Source organism: Robbsia sp. KACC 23696, assembly GCF_039852015.1.
In the GTDB taxonomy this organism is placed as follows: domain Bacteria; phylum Pseudomonadota; class Gammaproteobacteria; order Burkholderiales; family Burkholderiaceae; genus Robbsia.
This window is the reverse complement of the sequence record NZ_CP156626.1, coordinates 2638011-2658598: the sequence shown is the minus strand read 5'-3', so window position 1 is coordinate 2658598 and position 20588 is coordinate 2638011. Positions and strand designations below refer to the sequence as shown.

Genomic DNA, 20588 nt, shown 5'->3' with positions numbered 1-20588 from the left:
CAGGTTCTGGTTCCGTGCCTGCTCGCAGCGCGGATGTCGGTTTCGTTGCCGCGTTGCAAACGTCGCGTGCTCAAGGCACGTGCTGCCTCGGGAAACTTCCTTACACCCGCGCGGCATGGTTTTCACGCTCGACTTCTGAACAGGATCTTGAGTTGTTGGCTTTGACGCAGGCCCGACGTGAACGACAGCTTTGCCAGCTCTGCCGACGTCGCGTCCGGGACCGGCTTCGGGCGCACGAGCGTCACCGACTTCAGATTGGACATCCTAAGAATTTGCTGCACCCATTCTTGTTTGAGGGGCACATCGACAAGGGTGACCGACTCGATGCGCGTATTACATTGCAGCCCGAGCGCCGTTTTGTAGCCGAAATCGCCGCCGGTGAGTATCAAGCTCCGTACCCGGAGGTGGGCGAGCGCCTTGCCACTGTCGCTGTTGTTCTCGGAACGGCAAATCAAGGTATCCAGCAATTCATCGCCGCGGACCAGCGATGATTCGTTCATTCCCCCGAGTGTGAGCGCCTCTCTTGCATCGAGGCGCTGCACATTCGTCCCACTTATCCGTTGATTCTTGCCGACATGCGTCCCGATCTTCATATAGAGCGTGGCGGGAAGTTGCTCGAGGTTGGCACTCATCGACGGGGGTGCGTACAAGCCGGTGTAGTAAATCTTTTTCACGTGGTGCGCCATCATTAACGCGTACTGGAGGACGGTCTCGATCTCCGATGGAATCTCGACATTGACCATTTCCAGCGAGGTCAGCGTATTCAGGCGCATCAAGGTGGCGATCACGACCTTGTTGAGCGTTCCGCGTTGCAGTGTCAAATGCGCGACGTGATCGCCTAGTCCCTCCAGCGCTTCATCGCTCCAGTTGGGCAGATCGGCCCAATTGGGCGAGCAGTCGATGATTCCCGGATGGAAGTCGAAGGTGTGGTCGTTGACCTGATCGAAGGCGGGCTCCGCACTATCGCGGACGAGGGGGAGGGGCGTAAGCATCGGTCGACGTTCCTGGGAAAGTGTCTGCACGTTGCGTGCTGCAGATCGCCAGTGTCAGTAACCAGGTCAATACCTCGGTGCCGTTGCGTTGCGCGCGCACAGGCGATGAAGTCGTCCCGAGGTTGGCTATTTCGTCAGACTCGCGTTTGGCGACGACGTTGTCAGCCGCGCTCTTTGAATCCCATTTCGATGAAGGGCATTTTCACTTCCTCGCGAAAGCGCATGAGGTCATCCACAAAAACTTCGTCGACATGGGGTGCGAACTGCAATGTCGGCGTGGACGCGATTTGCATCAATTGTGGGCGCACGAATGTCAACGACGCGAGCTTCGTCATCCGGAGCATCTGATGCACCCAATCCTGTTTCAGCGGCACGTCGATCAGCGTGACCGATTGAATGTGGCGATTCCATTCGAGTCCCCTTGCGGTGTCGTCGCCAAAGCCGCCGCCAGTGAGTGTCAAATGGCGCACCCGAAGATGTACCAGTGCGCGGCCAGCGTCGGGGCCGTTGCTGGCATTGCAAATCAGGCTATTCAGGATTTGATCGCCATGCACCAAGGAGAGATCGTTCAAAGACGCGAGTGGCAGTGTGTCTCTCGTGTCGAGTCTTTGTAGATTCGATGTTCCGATCCATTGATCCGTGCCGTAACAGGCGAGCTTCACGAATAGCGACGACGCGATTTTTTCTGGTTCCCTGGTCAGCCAATACGGCGCGGTGAAGCCGGTGAAATAGATTCTTTCCAAGGGACACGCCACCAATGCGTTGTGAAGTGCGATATCGATTCCAGGCGTGATCTCGACATTCACCAGCTCCAGCGATGTCAGTCGGGTCAGGCGCATCATGGTGTCGATCACCGCTTCATTGAGCGTTCCGCGTTGTAGCGTCAGATGCGCGGCGTTGTCGCTGACGGCATCCAAGGCCTGGTCACTCCAGTTTTGCGCATCGGCCCAATTCGGGACGGTATCCGTTTCATCGAAAAGAAGCGCGAAGGACGAATCGTTGACTTGATCGAAGGCGGGCTCCGCGCTATCGCGGATCAGGGGCAGGGTGCTAAGCATGGGGCGGGCGTTCCTAAGAAGCGGTTGGCGAAATGTGAATCGCAGTTCGCCACGCTCTGTGACCAGGGGGAGACCCGGGTGCCCCGTCTTGTGGCCGGAACGGATAGAGACGTCGTCGCGTCGTCGGGAAGTTCGTATGGCGGCGTTGCGGTCTCGCTGGCGGCGGCGTGGTGTCTTGCGCCCGAGCGCCGTCCCAAAACCGACCGCGCTGCGGCACGGCGACTGTCGCGCCTAAGCCATTCGGGTGTCGCCGGGCTGTCGTGGGCGGCCGTCTTAGGCTATAATTTGCCGGTTTAGCCCAATCAACACCTAGCCCTAGCGCCTACCTCCTCCCTAAATCGCCAGCCCCGTGCTTGCCGTATCAGCCTTTCGGGCGGTCGGTGTACGAGTGCCGCCGCAGCGCCGCCGTGACCCAGCAATGAGCATGGCCGAGCGCGCGATGGCGCGGATGCGGGAGTCGGCGGGTCGGCCAGGGCAATCCATCAGGAGCTCCCTGTGCTGCCGTCTTTTCCTCCCGCTTTGCTCGCACTTGCCGACGGCACGATTTTCCGTGGCTGGTCGATCGGGGCCGAGGGCCATACGACCGGTGAAGTGGTGTTCAACACCGCTCTGACCGGTTATCAGGAAATTCTGACCGACCCCAGCTATGCGCGTCAGATTGTCACGCTGACCTATCCGCATATCGGCAATGTCGGCACCAATGACGAGGACGTCGAGTCCGCGTCGATTGCCGCAGCCGGCCTGGTCATCCGTGACCTGCCGCTGGTCGCCTCGAATTTCCGCTCGCAGCAAACGCTGAGCGATTATCTCCGTGGCGGCAACGTGCTCGGCATCGCCGGCATCGATACCCGCCGCCTGACGCGCCTGCTGCGCGACAAGGGCGCGCAGAACGGCGCCATCCTCGCCGGTGAAGACAATCCGGCACGCGCGATCGAGCTTGCGCGCTCGTTCCCGGGCCTGAGCGGCATGGATCTGGCGAAGGAAGTGTCGACCAAGCAATCGTATGTGTGGACGCAGCGCGAGTGGCAACTCGGCGTCGGGCAGCCGGAACAGACGCAACCGCGCTTCCATGTGGTCGCCTTCGACTACGGCGTCAAGTACAACATCCTGCGGATGCTGGCGGAGCGGGGCTGCAAGGTCACCGTGCTGCCGGCACAGAGCACGATCGACGACGCGATGGCCTTGAACCCGGACGGGATCTTCCTGTCCAACGGTCCGGGAGATCCGGAGCCGTGCGACTACGCCATCCGCGCAACGCGCGAGGCGATCGCCCGCGGCATCCCGACGTTCGGCATCTGCCTGGGTCACCAGATCATGGCGCTGGCTGTCGGCGCGAAGACGCTGAAGATGAAGACCGGTCACCACGGTGCGAACCATCCGGTAAAGGATCTCGACGACGGCCGCGTGGTCATCACGTCGCAGAATCACGGTTTTGCCGTCGATGCGGATTCGCTGCCGGCCAATGCTCGCGTGACGCACGTGTCGCTGTTCGACGGTACCTTGCAGGGCTTCGCGCTGACGGACAAGCCGGCGTTCTGCTTCCAGGGTCATCCGGAAGCATCCCCGGGCCCGACGGACCTGGCCTACCTGTTCGATCGCTTTATCACCTCGATGGACCAGCACGGTCAATCGACGCAGCGCGCGAGCTGAGGCGGACGCGGCATGGTGTAGTCGGGTCGACGCTGTGCGCGGGATCGCAAATGCCACCCCGTCCACGCCGCCCCACAGGCCTTGCCGCGCCGTGCATCCAGTGGATGCACCCGCTGCTCCGTACCTAATTCAGTAAAAAATATCGCCAGACATGCCAAAGCGCACAGACATAAGCACCATCCTCATCATCGGCGCCGGCCCGATCATCATCGGCCAGGCCTGCGAGTTCGACTATTCGGGCGCGCAAGCGTGCAAGGCCCTGCGCGAGGAAGGGTATCGCGTGGTGCTGGTCAACAGCAATCCGGCCACGATCATGACGGACCCGGACACGGCTGACGTGACCTATATCGAGCCGATCACCTGGGAAGTGGTCGAACGCATCATTGCGAAGGAAAAGCCCGACGCGATCCTGCCGACGATGGGCGGCCAGACGGCGCTGAATTGCGCGCTGGAACTGCATCGCCAGGGCGTGCTCGAAAAGTACAACGTCGAGCTGATCGGCGCGAAGCCGAAGGCCATCGACATGGCCGAGGATCGTCAGAAGTTCAAGGAAGCGATGACGCGCATCGGCCTGGGTTCGGCCAAGTCCGGCATTGCCCATTCGATGGAAGAGGCGCTGAAGGTCCAGGCCGAGATCGCGGTACTGACGGGCGGCAGCGGCTACCCGACGGTGATCCGTCCGTCGTTCACGCTGGGCGGTTCCGGCGGCGGCATCGCGTACAACCGCGAGGAGTTCGAGGAAATCTGCAAGCGCGGCCTCGACCTGTCGCCGACGCACGAGCTGCTGATCGAAGAATCGCTGCTCGGCTGGAAGGAATACGAGATGGAGGTCGTGCGTGACACGGCCGACAATTGCATCATCGTCTGCTCGATCGAAAACTTGGATCCGATGGGGATCCACACGGGCGACTCGATCACCGTCGCCCCGGCGCAGACGCTGACGGACAAGGAATACCAACTGCTGCGGAATGCATCGCTGGCCGTGCTGCGCGAAATCGGCGTGGATACCGGCGGTTCGAACGTGCAGTTCTCGATCAATCCGAAAGATGGTCGGATGATCGTGATCGAGATGAATCCGCGGGTCTCGCGTTCATCGGCGTTGGCCTCGAAGGCGACCGGTTTCCCGATCGCCAAGATCGCGGCCAAGTTGGCCGTGGGCTATACGTTGGACGAACTGCGCAATGAAATCACCGGCGGTCAAACGCCGGCGTCGTTCGAACCGTCGATCGACTACGTGGTCGTCAAGGTGCCGCGTTTCGCCTTCGAGAAGTTCCGCGAAGCCGACTCGCGTCTCACGACGCAGATGAAGTCCGTGGGCGAGGTGATGGCAATTGGCCGCACCTTCCAGGAATCGTTCCAGAAGGCACTGCGTGGTCTGGAAGTCGGCGTGGACGGCTTGGACGAAAAGTCCACCGATCGCGACGAGATCGTTCAGGAAATCAGCGATGCCGGTCCGGATCGGATCTGGTATCTGGCCGATGCGTTCCGGATCGGCATGACGGTGGACGAAGTGTACGAGGAAACCGCGGTGGATCCGTGGTTCCTGGCGCAAATCGAAAACATCGTGCAACTGGAAAAGGGCCTCGCCGGTCGCGCGCTGTCGGGCTTGAGCGTCGACGAACTGCGTTTCCTGAAGCGTGCCGGTTTCTCCGATCGTCGCCTGGCCAAGCTGCTCGGCACGACGCAGACGGAAGTGCGCGCCCAGCGGATCGCCATGAATGTGCGCCCCGTGTACAAGCGCGTGGACACCTGCGCGGCCGAATTCGCGACCGATACGGCCTATCTGTACTCGACCTACGAGGAAGAGTGCGAGGCCGAGCCGACCAATAACAAGAAGATCATGGTGTTGGGGGGCGGTCCGAACCGGATCGGTCAGGGCATCGAGTTCGATTACTGCTGCGTCCACGCGGCACTCGCACTGCGCGAAGATGGCTATGAGACGATCATGGTCAACTGCAATCCGGAAACGGTCTCGACGGACTTCGATACGTCCGATCGTCTGTACTTCGAGCCGCTGACGCTCGAAGACGTGCTGGAAATCGTCGACAAGGAAAAACCGGTTGGCGTGATCGTGCAGTACGGCGGTCAGACGCCGCTGAAGCTGGCGCTCGATCTGGAAGCGAACGGTGTGCCGATCGTCGGTACGTCGCCGGACATGATCGACGCCGCGGAAGACCGCGAGCGTTTCCAAAAGCTGCTGCACGATCTGTCGCTGCGTCAGCCGCCGAACCGCACCGCGCGCACCGAGGCCGATGCACTGACCTTGGCGGCCGAAATCGGTTATCCGCTGGTCGTACGCCCGTCGTACGTGCTGGGTGGCCGCGCGATGGAAATCGTGCACGAGCCGCGCGATCTCGAACGCTATATGCGTGAGGCAGTCAAGGTATCGCACGACTCGCCGGTGTTGCTGGATCGCTTCCTCAACGACGCGATCGAATGCGACGTCGACTGTATCTGCGACGGCGAAGCGGTCTTTATCGGCGGCGTGATGCAGCATATCGAGCAAGCCGGCGTCCACTCGGGCGATTCGGCCTGCTCGCTGCCGCCGTATTCGCTGTCCGCGGCGACGGTCGACGAACTGAAGCGTCAGACCGCCGCGATGGCGCGCGGCCTGAACGTGGTCGGCCTGATGAATGTGCAGTTCGCGATCCAGCAGGGGACCGATGCCGACGGCAAGCCGTCGGATGTCATCTATGTGCTGGAAGTGAACCCGCGTGCCTCGCGTACGGTGCCGTATGTGTCGAAGGCGACCGGCCTGCAACTGGCGAAGATCGCCGCGCGGGCGATGGTCGGACAGACGCTGGCGCAGCAGGGCGTGACGAAGGAAGTGGTACCGCCGTACTTCAGCGTCAAGGAAGCGGTGTTCCCCTTCACGAAGTTCCCGACCGTCGACCCGGTGCTCGGACCGGAAATGCGTTCGACCGGCGAAGTGATGGGTGTCGGCCGCACGTTCGGCGAGGCGCTATTCAAGTCGCAATTGGCGGCAGGCTCGCGTCTGCCGGCGTCCGGCACCGTGCTGTTGACGGTGATGGACTCGGACAAGCCGGCCGCGGTCGAGATTGCGCGTCGCCTTGACCAACTGGGCTATCAGATCGTCGCGACGAAGGGCACGGCCGCGGCGATTTCGGCGGCGGGCGTGCCGGTCCGCGTCGTGAACAAGGTCAAGGACGGACGTCCGCACGTCGTGGACATGATCAAGAACGGCGAAATCGCGCTGGTCATGACGACGGTCGACGAAACCCGCACGGCCATCGCGGACTCGCGTTCGATCCGGATGAGCGCGCTGGCGAACAATGTGACGTACTACACGACCATCTCGGGCGCCCGCGCGGCGGTCGAAGGCCTGAATTCGCTGCAGTCGCTTGAGGTCTATGATTTACAAGGGCTGCATGCTCGCCTAAACTAAACCTTTCGTGGGTGCGTTCGGCCAGCCGGTCTGTCCGGCTAGCGCCGATGCCTACCACATTGGATGCAATGAGCCGCGGCTGGGCGGTATCGGTGCTGTGTCGTTACGAACGGCGCTGGTCTTTCCGGCTGCGGCGATTTTTTTGTGCGCGGCTTTTAAGCGCGAACTTTGTATGGGCAATTTGCTATGAGCACCATCCCTCTGACGAAACGTGGCGCAGAATTACTGAAGGAAGAGCTGCATCGGCTCAAGTCCGTCGAGCGTCCGTCGGTGATCAATTCGATCTCCGAGGCGCGCGCACAGGGCGATTTGTCGGAAAACGCCGAATACGATGCGGCCAAGGAAAAGCAATCCTTCGTCGAAGGACGGATTGCGGAACTGGAAGGCAAGATGTCGGTGGCGCAGATCATCGATCCGAAGACGCTGGCCGAGAGCGCCGAAGGGCGCGTGGTGTTTGCATCGACGGTCGATCTGGAAGATCAGGAAACCGGCAACAAGGTGACCTATCAGATCGTTGGCGACGACGAGGCCGATTTGGAGCATGGCCTGGTATCGATCAGCTCGCCGATCGCGCGCGCTTTGATCGGCAAGTACGAAGGCGATATGGCGGCCGTCGTGGCGCCGGGCGGCACGCGTGAGTATGAAATCACGGGCGTGCGCTACGTGTAACGTGTTTTGTCGGGCCCGCGGCAGCCAAGCCGCCGCGCGGGCCGATAAAAAAAACGGACCGTTCTCGTGACGGTCCGTTTCGTTTTTGGGCGGTGCTCAGTCGTTCTGATGCACGCGCTTGATGCTGACCTTGCGTTTCTTGGCCCGTTTCACCTGGCCGCCGAAGGTGACGCGTTCATTGCCGCGCACCAGGACGTCGGTGGGGCGCGCACGGCGGCGTTCGTTTCCGGTGGGCTTGATCACCTTGACGATCCGCGGCGCGCCGCCCTTGGCTTTGCTGCCAGGGACGTTGCGGGACGCGGGCAGGTCGGCCACGGCGCGCGCCGCAGCGGCACGCGACACCGGGCCACTGGCCCGTTTCGCGTCCTGCTGCGCCGATTCACGCGTCGGCTTGACCTTCGGCACCGGGCGGAACAGCACCAGCAGCTTGCCGATGTGTTGCACCAGTCCTGCGTTGAGCTGATCGCACAGGGCCGTGGCGGTTTCGATACGCGTCTCGCGATCGTCGCCGAACACGCGGACTTTAATCAGTTGATGGGACGTCAGTGCACGGTCTGTTTCTGCCAAAACGGCATCGGTCAGGCCATCACCGCCGATCAGGATGACAGGCTTCAGGGCGTGCGCCTGCGAACGAAATTCGGCACGGGCAGCAGGAGTCAGGGTCAGGGCGGGCATCGCGATACAGATCAGAAGCAGACAGGGGCCGCCGTTACGGCGGAAAAGCAGCGTATTATCCCCCAAATCAGGGGTATTCGATCAGTTTCATGGCAAAGAACCGTTTTAATTCCGCGTGGTTGCATGACCACATCAACGATCCGTACGTCAAAATGGCCCAGCGGGAGGGCTATCGCGCGCGTGCGGCGTATAAATTGAAAGAGATCGACGAGCAGGACAAGTTGATCCGACCGGGCATGATCATCGTCGACTTGGGCTCGGCGCCGGGCAGTTGGAGTCAGTACGTCCGCAACCGTCTGGGTCAGTTGACGCGCAAGAAAAGTGATGCCGCCGCGCAACAGGGCACAGCAGCGGGCGGCGATGCCGCCAAGCTGTCCGGCGATCCATCGATCAGTTCCGCGGCAGCGCCGGGACGCGCTGGGGCGGACAAGACGGCGCTGCCGTCGGCCGGCTTGAATGGCCGCGTCATCGCGCTGGACATGTTGCCGATGGAACCGATCGCCGATGTCGAATTCCTGCAAGGCGATTTCCGGGAAGACGACATATTGGAAAAGCTGGAAAAAATGTTGGGCGGGTGTAAGGTGGATCTTGTGATCTCGGATATGGCCCCCAACTTGAGTGGTGTGGCTTCGGCCGATGCCGCGCGGATCGAGCACGTGTGCGATCTTGCGATGGAGTTTTCGCAGCGGCACCTGAAGCCTGAAGGCGCATTGCTGGTCAAGTGTTTCCACGGCAGCGGGTATAGCCAGATTATCGAAAAGTTCAAGAACCAGTTCCTGGTCGTGGCGCCGCGCAAGCCGAAAGCGTCGCGCGACAAGTCGTCCGAAACGTTCATTTTGGGAAAGCGCTTGAAGCATCCGGAATGACGTGCCGAGCGTGTATTGCCTGATTTCCGCACCGGTCCGCAACATTCTGAAACATCTTTTCAGCGTGTATGGGCTTAGGATCGTAATGAAAGGTGCCGCGCGGCCGTGAGGTCGCAACGGGTTTTAGCGGGATAAAGCGGAAATAGGACGGGAAAACGCCCGGAATGCCATTTCGACGACCAAGACTCCGCCTGGCGGACCAGGCCGTTCATCACGGCCCTGTCTATGGCGGGGGTTGTCGGAGTGGATTAGAATGCGCTGGAGCAGCTCGGACATGGCCTTGATGTCCCGGCCGGCCGGCGATATCAGTGAAGGAGTGGTGCCTTGAACAACAATATGTTCTCGAAAGCGGCAGTGTGGCTGGTCATCGCACTGGTGCTGTTTACGGTGTTCAAGCAGTTCGACAAGCCTCGCGTTCAGGAAGGCGTGCCGTACTCGCAGTTCATGGATGACGCGAAGAACGGCAAGATCAAAGCCGTGACGGTCCAGGGACGCACGTTGAACGTGACGCCGTCGGACGGCAACAAGTACACGATCGTGCAGCCGGGCGATATCTGGATGGTCGGCGATCTGATGAAGTACGGTGTTCAGGTCAGCGGCAAGCCGGAAGACGAACCGAATCTGCTGGTATCGATCCTGACGTACGTGGGGCCCTCCATCCTGTTGATGGTGTTCTGGTTCTACATGATGCGACAGATGCAGGGCGGGGGTAAGGGCGGCGCCTTTTCTTTCGGTAAATCCCGAGCGCGGCTGATCGACGAGAACAACAACGCGATCAACTTCACCGATGTCGCCGGTTGCGACGAGGCGAAGGAAGAAGTCAGCGAACTGGTCGACTTCCTGCGCGACCCGCAGAAATTCCAGAAACTGGGTGGGCGTATCCCGCGCGGCGTGCTGCTGGTCGGGCCGCCGGGTACCGGTAAAACCTTGCTGGCGCGGGCGATTGCTGGCGAAGCGAAGGTGCCGTTCTTCAGCATTTCCGGTTCGGACTTTGTCGAAATGTTCGTCGGTGTGGGCGCGGCCCGCGTTCGCGACATGTTCGAGCAAGCAAAGAAGCACGCACCGTGTATCGTTTTCATTGATGAAATCGATGCGGTGGGTCGTCATCGCGGTGCCGGGATGGGCGGCGGTAATGACGAACGCGAACAGACCTTGAACCAGATGCTGGTCGAGATGGACGGTTTCGAGGCCAACTCGGGCGTCATCGTGATCGCGGCGACGAACCGTTCGGACGTGCTGGACAAAGCGCTGCTGCGTCCGGGTCGTTTCGACCGTCAAGTCTACGTCGGCCTGCCGGATATCCGCGGTCGCGAGCAGATCTTGAAGGTCCACCTGCGCAAGGTGCCGATTTCGGGCGACGTCGATGCGGCAGTGATTGCACGCGGCACGCCGGGCTTCTCGGGCGCCGATCTGGCGAACCTGGTCAACGAATCAGCGCTGTTCGCAGCACGTCGCGGCAAGCGGATCGTCGAGATGCAGGATTTCGAAGATGCGAAGGACAAGATCTTCATGGGTCCGGAGCGTCGGTCAGCCGTGATGCGCGAGGAAGAGCGTCGCAATACGGCGTATCACGAGTCGGGTCATGCGGTGGTCGCCAAGCTGTTGCCGCTGGCGGATCCGGTGCACAAGGTGTCGATCATGCCGCGTGGCTGGGCATTGGGGATCACCTGGCAGTTGCCGGAACACGATCGCGTGAATCTGTATCGTGAACGGATGTATGAAGAAATCGCGATCCTGTTCGGTGGCCGTGCTGCTGAGGAAGTGTTCCTGAATTCGATGTCGACCGGTGCGTCCAACGACTTCGAGCGTGCGACGAAGATGGCGCGCGATATGGTGACGCGTTACGGCATGTCCGATGTGCTTGGCACGATGGTGTATGTCGATACGGAGCAAGACGGTGTGTTCGGCCGTATGTCGTCGAAGACGGTGTCGGAAGCGACGCAGCAGAAGGTCGACGCGGAAATCCGTCGCATCCTCGACGATCAGTACGCTCGTGCACGGGGCCTGTTGGAAGAGCACCGCGCGAAGGTCGAAGTGATGGTCACCGCACTGCTCGAATGGGAAACCATCGATGCGGATCAGGTCGACGACATCATGTCGGGTAAGAACCCGCGACCGCCGAAGAATTTGCCGCCACCGTCGGGGGGTAGCCCGACGAACGGTGGCGGTGGCTCCGATGCAAAAGCGCCCACCAGTGTGACGGCGCCAGCTTAATAAGCGGATACACTAATGGGCCGGTGCAGATTGCACCGGCCCTTTTTCTTTGGTGCGGCGTACAGTGTGGTGTGACGGATGCCGCCATCGCCGCTGCCACGCGGTTCCTTTTGATGTAGAGCAATACCTTGACTTCCTCTTCCTCCGCACCCGGCTTGCCGGGCTCGCTTTCGACCGCACCCTTGTCCTCGGATGCGTCTTCCTCCGGTATGGCACAGGGCGCGTCCGCTGTCTCGGCCGACACCGCGTTGGTCTCAGCGGCTGCCTCGCTGGTGTCGAGCGGCGCCTCGCGCGCACCGTCGCTGTATGGGGTACTTCCGTCCGGCTTGGCTGGCGACCATGGCATTCTGCGCTGCGGGCGTTTCCGTTTTTCATTGGCGCAGCCGCTCGTGATGGGTATTCTGAATGTCACGCCGGATTCGTTTTCCGATGGCGGCAAGTTTCAGATGCGCGACGCTGCGTTACGGCGCGCCGAGGCGATGATCCGAGAAGGGGTGCATATCCTCGATATCGGCGGCGAATCGACGCGGCCCGGTGCGCCCGAGGTCTCGCTCGGCGAGGAGCTGGATCGCGTATTGCCGGTGGTCGAGGCATTGCGCGATTGCGGTGTGGCCTTGTCGATCGACACGTATAAGCCGGAAGTGATGCGCGCGACGCTCGAAGCGGGCGCCGACATGATTAACGACATTCGTGCGTTTACCGAGGACGGGGCGCTCGAAGTGGTGGCGCGCAGCCAATGCGGCGTCTGTGCGATGCATATGCAGGGCGCACCGGCGACGATGCAGGATGCGCCGTCCTATGAAGATGTCGTCGACGAGGTGCGCCACTTTCTTGAACGGCGCGTGATTGCCTTGGAATCGTCGGGTATCGCGCGTGAGCGTATCGTCGTCGATCCCGGCTTTGGCTTCGGCAAGTCCGTTGCGCACAACTTCCGCCTATTGCGGGATCTGCCGATGACGTCGCCGGGCGGCTTGCCGATTCTGGTCGGCATGTCGCGCAAATCGATGCTGGCGGCGGTGATGCCGTCGCAGGGCGGCGAGGCGCCTACGCCTGCCGAGCGGGTGATCGCCAGCGTGGCGGCGGCTGTCTGTGCGGCAGAGCGCGGCGCCGCGATCGTCCGTGTCCACGACGTTGCGCAGACGGTGGAAGCGTTGTCGGTCTGGAGCGCCATCGGTCAGGACGACCCGGCCGCGCCGCAGCCGCGCAGTGCGATCGTCGAGATGGCATCCGATCGCCGCGGTGAGGCGCGGACCGGCGACGAATTCGCGCAGGACGGGGCGCCGTCGCGGCGCGATGCCGCTACGGAGCGCGCCGCGGATGCGATCGCTCTGGGCGTCGATGACGGCGCCGGCGAACGTCGCGCCGATTGAGCCGTATCGAACGCATAATCAGTTGGTGAAGCGGTTTGTGAAGCAGACGGACGCTGTGTGCGCGTTGGCACGCTGCGCGCGACAGCACCGGCACGACTAGTAGAGGAGAAGCCATGGCTGGCCGGCGATATTTTGGAACCGATGGGATCCGTGGGCGCGTAGGCGAAGCGCCGATCACGCCCGATTTTGTACTGAAGCTGGGCTATGCGGCAGGCGAAGTGCTGGTGCACGCGACCGATTCGGCGCCACGCGCGCCCGAACCGCGTCCGCTGCCGGGCGCGGCCCCGCAACGACCGTCCTACGACGACGAGGCCGATGCCTTGGTGGCGGCTGCCGGGCAGGGCGCCGCTGAGGCCGAGCAGCGATCGGGCGAGCGTTCGATCGGCAAGGACGGGGAGCGGCGCGGTTTGTTTCGGGCCGGTCGCCCGACCGTCCTGATCGGCAAGGACACGCGTATTTCCGGTTATATGCTGGAGGCGGCGCTGGAAGCCGGCTTCGCCGCAGCCGGCGTCGACGTGATGCTGGCGGGGCCGATGCCGACGCCGGCCATTGCCTATCTGACGCGCGCGTTGCGCCTGTCGGCCGGTGTCGTGATCAGTGCCTCGCACAACCCCTACTACGACAACGGTATCAAGTTCTTCAGCGCCGACGGGAACAAGCTGCCCGACGATATCGAGCGTCAGATCGAGGCGCGGCTGGAAGAACCGCAATCCTGTGCGCCGTCCGAGAAGCTCGGCCGTGCACGTCGGCTCGACGATGCGGCCGGTCGCTATATCGAGTTCTGCAAGAGCACGTTCCCGGCCAACTACGATCTGCGCGGCATGCGTCTGGTCGTCGATTGCGCAAACGGTGCGGCGTACGACATCGCGCCCAGCGTGTTTCATGAGCTGGGCGCGGAAGTGATCCCCATCGGCGTCCGGCCGAACGGCTTCAACATCAACGACGGCGTCGGTGCTACAGCACCCGATGCCTTGATCGAGTCGGTGCGCCAGAACCAGGCAGACCTCGGCATCGCGCTGGACGGCGACGCCGATCGTCTGCTGGTGGTGGACGCGAGCGGACGCTTGTTCAACGGCGACGAGTTGCTGTATGTGCTGGTCCAGGACCGGATCGCGACCGACGGTTCCGTGCCCGGGGCCGTGGGCACGTTGATGACGAATCTGGCGGTCGAACAGGCTCTGGGGCGCCTCAACGTCGGCTTCGTGCGCGCCGCGGTCGGCGACCGCTATGTCCTCGAGCAACTGCGCGAGCGCGACTGGCAGCTGGGCGCGGAGGGATCGGGACATATTCTGTCGCTGGATCGTCACACGACCGGCGACGGCATCGTCTCGGCATTGCTGGTCCTGGCGGCAATGCGCCGCAGTGGCAAGACGCTGGCGGCCCTGCTCGAGGGTCTGACGCTGTTCCCGCAGAAGCTGATCAATGTGCGTATTGCGGCCGGCGCCGATTGGAAAGCCGATCCGTCGATCAGCGCGGCGATCGATCATGCGAATACGGCGCTGTCGGGCACCGGTCGGGTGCTGATCCGTGCCTCCGGCACGGAACCGGTCCTGCGCGTCATGGTCGAGGCAGAGAAGGCCGAGGCGGCGACGCAACACGCGGAAGCCATCTCCGAGGCGGTAAGGAAGGCTTTCGCCTGAGCGCGTTCAAACGATTGCCCGATAGCGGGCATGCGGTAGAAAAAACGTGCATTTCCGCTGGGAGTGCACGTTTTTTTATTAAAAATAACGACAATACCGACCTACGGTTTCGTGGTGCGGTCATTTCGACCGATTCTTGCAATACCAAGCGTCGATTGCGACTGTCACATGACTGTCATGTTCGTCACTTAAGCTCCGTTCTGTCCTGCGGCATTGTCCGCATTTCACTTCAATGGAGAGGTCATGAACTTGATGAAAACCGCGATCGCCGGCTTGGTCACCGCCCTCGTCGCCACCGCGGGCCACGCCGCAGACATCACGGGTGCCGGTAGCACGTTCGCCGCACCGGTCTATGGCAAGTGGGCAGCCGACTATCAAAAAGCGACCGGCAACAAGGTCAACTATCAAGGCATCGGCTCTTCCGGGGGCATCAAGCAAATTCAAGCGAAGACGGTTGACTTCGCAGGTTCCGACGTTCCGATGACGGACGAGGAACTGGCCAAGAACGGTCTGGTCGAATTCCCGACGGTTGTCGGCGGCATCGTGCCGGTCGTGAACATTCCGGGCGTGAAGGCCGGCCAACTGGTGTTGTCGGGCCAAGTCCTGGCCGACATCTATCAAGGCAAGATCACGAAGTGGAATGCGCCGGAAATCGTCGCATTGAATCCGAAGCTGAAGCTGCCGGATACGGACATCGCCGTGGTGCGTCGTGCCGACGGTTCGGGCACGTCGTTCGTGTTCACGAACTACCTGTCGAAGGTCAGCGCGGACTGGAAGGCGAAGATCGGCGAAGGCGCAACGGTCAACTGGCCGACGGGTACGGGCGGCAAGGGTAACGACGGCGTGGCGGCATTCGTGCAACGCCTGCCCGGCGCGATCGGTTACGTCGAGTCGGCTTACGCGACGCAGAACCACATGACCTACGCGGACATGAAGAACGCGGCAGGCAAGGTTGTCGCGCCGACGGTCGACACGTTCAAGGCTGCTTCGGGTAGCGCGGACTGGAACAAGACGTTCTACCAGATCCTGACCAACACCGACGGCGCCAACGCGTGGCCGATCGTGGCTGCCACGTACGTGATGATCCATGCATCGCAGGACAAGCCGGAACAAGGCGCGGCCGTGCTGAAGTTCTTCGACTGGTCGTTCAAGAACGGTAATGCCGGCGCGTCGTCGCTGGATTACATCCCGCTGCCGGCATCGGTCGTCTCGCAAATCCACAATGCGTGGAAGAACGTGAAGGACGGCTCGGGCAAGGTTGTCGCGGCAGAGTAAGGTAGGGCAGGCACGCCGTGCCGGTTCTCACGGGAATCGCGCCACGGTGGCATCAAAAAAAACAGTGTGCAGTACGGGGTACTCAGCGGGACGGCTACGCGCGGCGTGGCGGCGACGATGGGTACCCATAAACGTATCCAACGCCATTCGATGACATTTTGGTGACGTTTCGGTGACGGCGTGCTGCCTGCAGTGCCGACCGGATGTCCCGCGGTGTCGGCGGGTGGCAGTGTATTTTCGGGCGGCAGAAGGGGTGGCTTCCATCCTATTTGCCATCGTGCCTTTCAGGCACTTGTGCCATCGCGACTCGACATCATGTCAGATATCTCTTCCGCAGCCTCCCAAGGCGGCGTCTCCCCCGGCGCGATGCCGCCGGGCGCGTCGTCGGCGCCGCCACGCGCGCCAGGTCAGTTCGGCGATATGCTGTTCGGCCTGCTTACCCGCGCGAGTGCCTTGATCACCCTGGTGCTGCTCGGCGGCATCATCGTCTCTCTGGTCGTCGAATCCTGGCCGACCTTGCACACCTTCGGCTTCAGTTTCCTGACCAATAGCGAATGGGATCCGCCGAATCAGCACTTCGGCGCGCTGGTGCCGATCTACGGCACGATCGTCACGTCGGTCATCGCGATGATCATCGCCGTGCCGGTGAGCTTCGGTATTGCGTTGTTCCTGACGGAACTGTCGCCGGCATGGTTGCGCCGTCCGCTCGGTATCGCGATCGAGCTGCTCGCGGCCATTCCGTCGATCGTCTACGGCATGTGGGGCCTGCTGGTCTTCGCGCCGATCTTCTCGACGTATTTCCAGGCACCGCTGAAGCATCTGCTCGGTGGCTTGCCGCTCGTCGGTGCCTTGTTTCAGGGGCCGCCGATCGGCATCGGTCTGCTGTGTGCCGGCGTGATCCTGGCCATCATGATCATTCCCTACATCTCGGCCGTGATGCGCGACGTGTTTGAAGTGACGCCGGTGCTGTTGAAAGAATCGGCCTACGGGATCGGCTGCACGACCTGGGAAGTGATGTGGCGCGTGGTCTTGCCGTTCACGAAAACGGGCGTCATCGGCGGGGTCATGCTCGGCCTCGGCCGTGCGCTCGGAGAAACGATGGCGGTGACCTTCGTTATCGGCAATACGAATATGTTCTCCGGCATCTCGCTGTTCGCGCCGGGTAACAGCATCACGTCGGCGTTGGCGAATGAATTCGCCGAAGCGGAACCGGGTCTGCATACGTCCGCGCTGATGGAACTGGGTCTGATCCTCTTCGTCATCACCTTCATCGTGCTGGCGCTGTCGAAACTGATGCTGTTGCGTCTGCAAAAACAAGAGGGCCGCAAGTGAGCGATCAATCGATGAGTCTGCAACGTCCGCAAGCGCGCGAACAGCGCGACGCGATCATCAAGGAAAAGCTTCAGGCCAAGCGCCGTCGCGTCAATGGCGTCGCGCTGACGCTGTCTTTGGCGGCGATGGTGTTCGGTCTGGTCTGGCTGCTGTGGATCCTGTACACGACCATTCATCTGGGCGTGGGTGGCCTTAGCATCAATCTGTTCACCGAGTCGACGCCGGCGCCGAATTCGGGCGACGGCGGTCTGGCGAACGCGATCGTCGGCAGTTTCGAGATGGTCGGCGTGGCCACGCTGATCGGCACGCCGTTGGGCGTGATGGCCGGTGTGTATCTGGCCGAATACGGTCGCGCGAGCTGGCTGGCCAGTCTGGTGCGTTTTCTGAACGACGTGTTGCTGTCGGCGCCGTCGATCGTCATCGGCTTGTTCGTCTATGCGATCGTCGTGGCGACGATGGGGCACTTCAGCGGTTTTGCCGGCGTGATCGCATTGGCCTTGCTGCAGATCCCGATCGTGATTCGTACCACAGAGAATATGTTGAACCTGGTGCCGGTGGCACTGCGTGAAGCGTCGTTCGCACTGGGTATCCCGAAGTGGAAGATGATCGGCTCGATCACGCTGCGTGCGTCGATCGGCGGCATCATCACCGGCGTGTTGCTGGGTGTCGCCCGGATCGCCGGCGAAACGGCGCCCTTGCTCTTCACCGCCTTGTCGAATCAGTTCTTCAATGCGGATCTGAGCAAGCCGATGGCCAGCCTGCCGGTGACGATTTATCAGTTCGCGATGAGTCCCTTCGCCGATTGGCAATCGCTCGCATGGGCCGGCGTCTTCCTGATCACGCTCGGCGTGCTCGCTCTGAATGTCGCCGCGCGTCTGATCACGCGGAAAAAGTAAACAAGGATAAGGTCGACCATCATGGCAACGGTTCAAACGAACGATACCGCGGTGAAGCACGCAGACAACGCGCCCTTGGCATCGGCAGCCGGTCCGAATTCGGCACCGATCCGCGGCCGCGCGAAGATCCAGGTCCGCGACCTGAACTTCTACTACAACCACTTCCATGCGCTGAAGCACATCGCGCTGGATATCCCGGAAAAGAAGGTCACGGCCTTTATCGGCCCGTCGGGCTGCGGCAAGTCCACGTTGCTGCGCACGTTCAATCGCATGTATGCGCTGTACCCGGAGCAACGCGCCGAGGGTCAGATCCTGATGGATGGCGACAATCTGCTGACGACGTCGATGGACATTTCGCTGCTGCGCGCGCGCGTCGGCATGGTGTTCCAGAAACCGACGCCGTTCCCGATGTCGATCTATGACAACATCGCCTTCGGTGTGCGGATGTTTGAAAAGCTCAGCCGCAGCGAGATGGACGATCGTGTGGAGTGGGCTTTGACGAAGGCCGCGCTGTGGACTGAAGTGAAAGACAAGCTGCAGCAAAGCGGCTATGGCCTGTCCGGCGGTCAGCAGCAGCGTCTGTGCATCGCCCGCGGCATCGCGGTGCGTCCGGAAGTGCTGTTGCTGGACGAGCCGTGCTCGGCATTGGATCCCATCTCGACGGGTCGTATCGAAGAGCTGATCGACGAATTAAAGCACGACTATACGGTCGTGATCGTGACGCACAACATGCAGCAGGCGGCACGTTGCTCCGATTACACGGCGTATATGTACCTGGGGGAACTGATCGAGTTCGGCGAGACACAGAAGATTTTCGTGAAGCCGACGCGCCGTGAAACGGAAGACTACATCACTGGCCGCTTCGGTTGATGCCGCACCGCGTGCGGATTCGATAGAGTGACAAGCCAAGAGGACGGGCCATGCAACAGGAAAAACAACATCTGTCGAGTCAGTTCGACGCCGATCTGAACTTGCTGTCCTCCAAGCTGCTCGAAATGGGCGGCTTGGTGGAGTCGCAGATCGTCAATGCGATGGATGCATTGAACAACTACAACGAGACCGCCATCCGTCACGTTGCCACGGCCGAACGGCGTGTCAACGAGATGGAAATCGAGATCGATCAGCAATGCAACGACATCATCGCGCGTCGGCAGCCTGCCGCACGTGATCTGCGTTTGCTGATGGCGGTGTCGAAGGCGATCACGAATCTGGAACGCGCCGGCGACGAAGCACAGAAGGTCGCGAAGCGCACGCAACGGATCATCGACGATGGCGCCGGTCGTGCGATCAATACGGCCGAGATCCGTCTGTCCGGTGAAATGGCCGCATCGATTCTGCACAATGTGCTGGACGCGTTCGCGCGCCTGGACATCAATGCCGCGCTGCAGATCATCCGTGACGATCGTTCGATCGATAGCGAATTCGATGCCTTCGTGCGTAAGCTGGCGACGTATATGATGGAGGATCCACGGACGATTTCGGTCGGACTGGATTATCTGTTCGTGGCGAAGGCCATCGAGCGCATTGGCGATCATGCAAAAAATATCGCCGAATTGATCATCTACATCGTCAAGGGCACCGATGTGCGGCATATGCCGCGCGAGACGATGGAACGTGAAGCGTTGAGCTGATCGGGTTTTATCGGCGGCGGTCTGCGTGACGCGGAGATCCGACGGATCATCCGCCACGCAGGCCCCGCTGGTCCGATGTGGCGGTGAGGGGCGCGATTGCCCGTTGCCGTGTTGTTGACCTGTGTTGTCGAACAGGGTTTCTCCAGGAGAGTCGCCAAGATGCCCAGCAGTATCCTCGTCGTCGAAGACGAACCGTCGATTTCGGAGCTGATCGCCGTCAACCTCGAGCATGCCGGCCATTATGCGATCCGCGCCTATAACGCCGAGCAGGCGGAGCATCTGATCGGGGACGTCCTGCCGGATCTGATCCTGCTGGACTGGATGTTGCCGGGCAAATCCGGTATCGCTTTCGCGCGTGAGTTGCGCAGCGATGAACGCACGCGCAGCATTCCGCTGATCATGCTGACGGCCCGCGGTGAAGAGGCGGACAAGGTCGCGGCGCTGGAAACCGGTGCCGACGATTACGTGACCAAACCGTTCTCGCCGAAGGAATTGATGGCGCGGATCAAGGCGGTGCTACGTCGCCGCGCGCCGCAGTTGACGGAAGACGTGGTCTCAATCAACGGTCTGCGCCTGGATCCGACGACGCACCGCGTCAGCGCCCGACGTCTTGCGACGGCCGGCGAGATCGGACCGGATACGACGGATCTGAGCGAAGACGTGCGGCTGGAGTTGGGGCCGACGGAATTTCGTCTGCTGCATTTCCTGATGACGCATCCCGAGCGAGTGCATAGCCGGACGCAATTGCTGGATCGCGTCTGGGGCGACCACGTTTTCGTCGAGGAACGGACCGTGGACGTGCACATCAAGCGCCTGCGCGCCGCACTGAAGCCGGCGGGATGCGACCTGATGATCGAGACGGTACGGGGCAGCGGTTACCGACTCTCCAAACACGCGTAATACAATACGGGCAC

Annotated in this window: 14 protein-coding genes and 3 pseudogenes; 14 read left to right on the top strand and 3 right to left on the bottom strand. The window is 61.6% G+C overall.

The annotated features are described in order from the left end of the window. Nucleotides 1-122 precede the first annotated feature (122 nt). Both ABEG21_RS11085 and ABEG21_RS11080 read right to left on the bottom strand, forming a co-directional pair. Nucleotides 123-992: a hypothetical protein gene (locus tag ABEG21_RS11085; RefSeq protein WP_347554666.1), complete on the bottom strand. Its 870-nt coding sequence runs from the start codon at nt 990-992 to the stop codon at nt 123-125. 161 nt (nt 993-1153) lie between these two features. Then, nucleotides 1154-2050 (bottom strand): hypothetical protein, encoded by an 897-nt coding sequence (locus tag ABEG21_RS11080; protein WP_347554665.1) that lies wholly within the window; start codon nt 2048-2050, stop codon nt 1154-1156. Between the two features lie 495 nt (nt 2051-2545). Here ABEG21_RS11080 and carA point away from each other — a divergent pair, with 495 nt between their 5' ends. The 3 genes from carA (at nt 2546) to greA (ending at nt 7775) form a co-directional block, all read left to right on the top strand. Next, complete coding sequence (carA, locus tag ABEG21_RS11075) at nt 2546-3700, top strand: glutamine-hydrolyzing carbamoyl-phosphate synthase small subunit (RefSeq protein ID WP_347554664.1); 1155 nt, start codon at nt 2546-2548, stop codon at nt 3698-3700. A 151-nt stretch (nt 3701-3851) separates the two neighbouring features. Then, on the top strand, nt 3852-7106 hold the full coding sequence (carB, locus tag ABEG21_RS11070) for a carbamoyl-phosphate synthase large subunit (RefSeq protein WP_347554663.1): 3255 nt from the start codon (nt 3852-3854) through the stop codon (nt 7104-7106). Between the two features lie 186 nt (nt 7107-7292). Beyond that, nucleotides 7293-7775, top strand: a complete 483-nt coding sequence (gene greA / locus ABEG21_RS11065; RefSeq protein ID WP_347554662.1) for a transcription elongation factor GreA — start codon at nt 7293-7295, stop codon at nt 7773-7775. Nucleotides 7776-7871: 96 nt separating this feature from the next. On the opposite strand, the gene ABEG21_RS11060 is transcribed toward greA, so the two are convergent. Beyond that, nucleotides 7872-8450 carry a YhbY family RNA-binding protein gene (locus tag ABEG21_RS11060; protein ID WP_347554661.1) on the bottom strand — a complete coding sequence of 193 codons (579 nt, stop codon included), beginning with the start codon at nt 8448-8450 and terminating at the stop codon, nt 7872-7874. An 89-nt stretch (nt 8451-8539) separates the two neighbouring features. Here ABEG21_RS11060 and ABEG21_RS11055 point away from each other — a divergent pair. The 11 genes and pseudogenes from ABEG21_RS11055 to phoB all read left to right on the top strand — a co-directional run. Next, nucleotides 8540-8749 (top strand): annotated as a pseudogene (locus tag ABEG21_RS11055) (RlmE family RNA methyltransferase); the annotation flags it as partial. A 150-nt stretch (nt 8750-8899) separates the two neighbouring features. Then, a pseudogene (locus ABEG21_RS11050) lies at nt 8900-9316 on the top strand (RlmE family RNA methyltransferase); the annotation flags it as partial. A 324-nt stretch (nt 9317-9640) separates the two neighbouring features. Continuing rightward, nucleotides 9641-11530, top strand: coding sequence for an ATP-dependent zinc metalloprotease FtsH (ftsH, locus tag ABEG21_RS11045; RefSeq protein ID WP_347554660.1), 1890 nt, complete (start codon nt 9641-9643; stop codon nt 11528-11530). 392 nt (nt 11531-11922) lie between these two features. After that, nucleotides 11923-12702: pseudogene (gene folP / locus ABEG21_RS11040) on the top strand (dihydropteroate synthase); the annotation flags it as partial. 311 nt (nt 12703-13013) lie between these two features. After that, on the top strand, nt 13014-14540 hold the full coding sequence (gene glmM, locus ABEG21_RS11035) for a phosphoglucosamine mutase (RefSeq protein ID WP_347554659.1): 1527 nt from the start codon (nt 13014-13016) through the stop codon (nt 14538-14540). 243 nt (nt 14541-14783) lie between these two features. Further along, a complete protein-coding gene (gene pstS, locus ABEG21_RS11030; RefSeq protein WP_347554658.1) occupies nt 14784-15815 on the top strand; it encodes a phosphate ABC transporter substrate-binding protein PstS in 1032 nt (343 codons plus the stop codon). A 315-nt stretch (nt 15816-16130) separates the two neighbouring features. Next, on the top strand, nt 16131-17147 hold the full coding sequence (gene pstC, locus ABEG21_RS11025) for a phosphate ABC transporter permease PstC (RefSeq protein ID WP_347554657.1): 1017 nt from the start codon (nt 16131-16133) through the stop codon (nt 17145-17147). Nucleotides 17148-17158: 11 nt separating this feature from the next. After that, nucleotides 17159-18043, top strand: coding sequence for a phosphate ABC transporter permease PstA (pstA, locus tag ABEG21_RS11020; protein ID WP_347556738.1), 885 nt, complete (start codon nt 17159-17161; stop codon nt 18041-18043). A 21-nt stretch (nt 18044-18064) separates the two neighbouring features. Next, nucleotides 18065-18913 (top strand): phosphate ABC transporter ATP-binding protein PstB, encoded by an 849-nt coding sequence (pstB, locus tag ABEG21_RS11015; protein WP_347554656.1) that lies wholly within the window; start codon nt 18065-18067, stop codon nt 18911-18913. Nucleotides 18914-18963: 50 nt separating this feature from the next. Next, nucleotides 18964-19674, top strand: a complete 711-nt coding sequence (gene phoU, locus ABEG21_RS11010; RefSeq protein WP_347554655.1) for a phosphate signaling complex protein PhoU — start codon at nt 18964-18966, stop codon at nt 19672-19674. Nucleotides 19675-19833: 159 nt separating this feature from the next. Further along, nucleotides 19834-20574: a phosphate regulon transcriptional regulator PhoB gene (gene phoB / locus ABEG21_RS11005; protein ID WP_347554654.1), complete on the top strand. Its 741-nt coding sequence runs from the start codon at nt 19834-19836 to the stop codon at nt 20572-20574. The last annotated feature ends 14 nt before the right edge of the window (nt 20575-20588 follow it).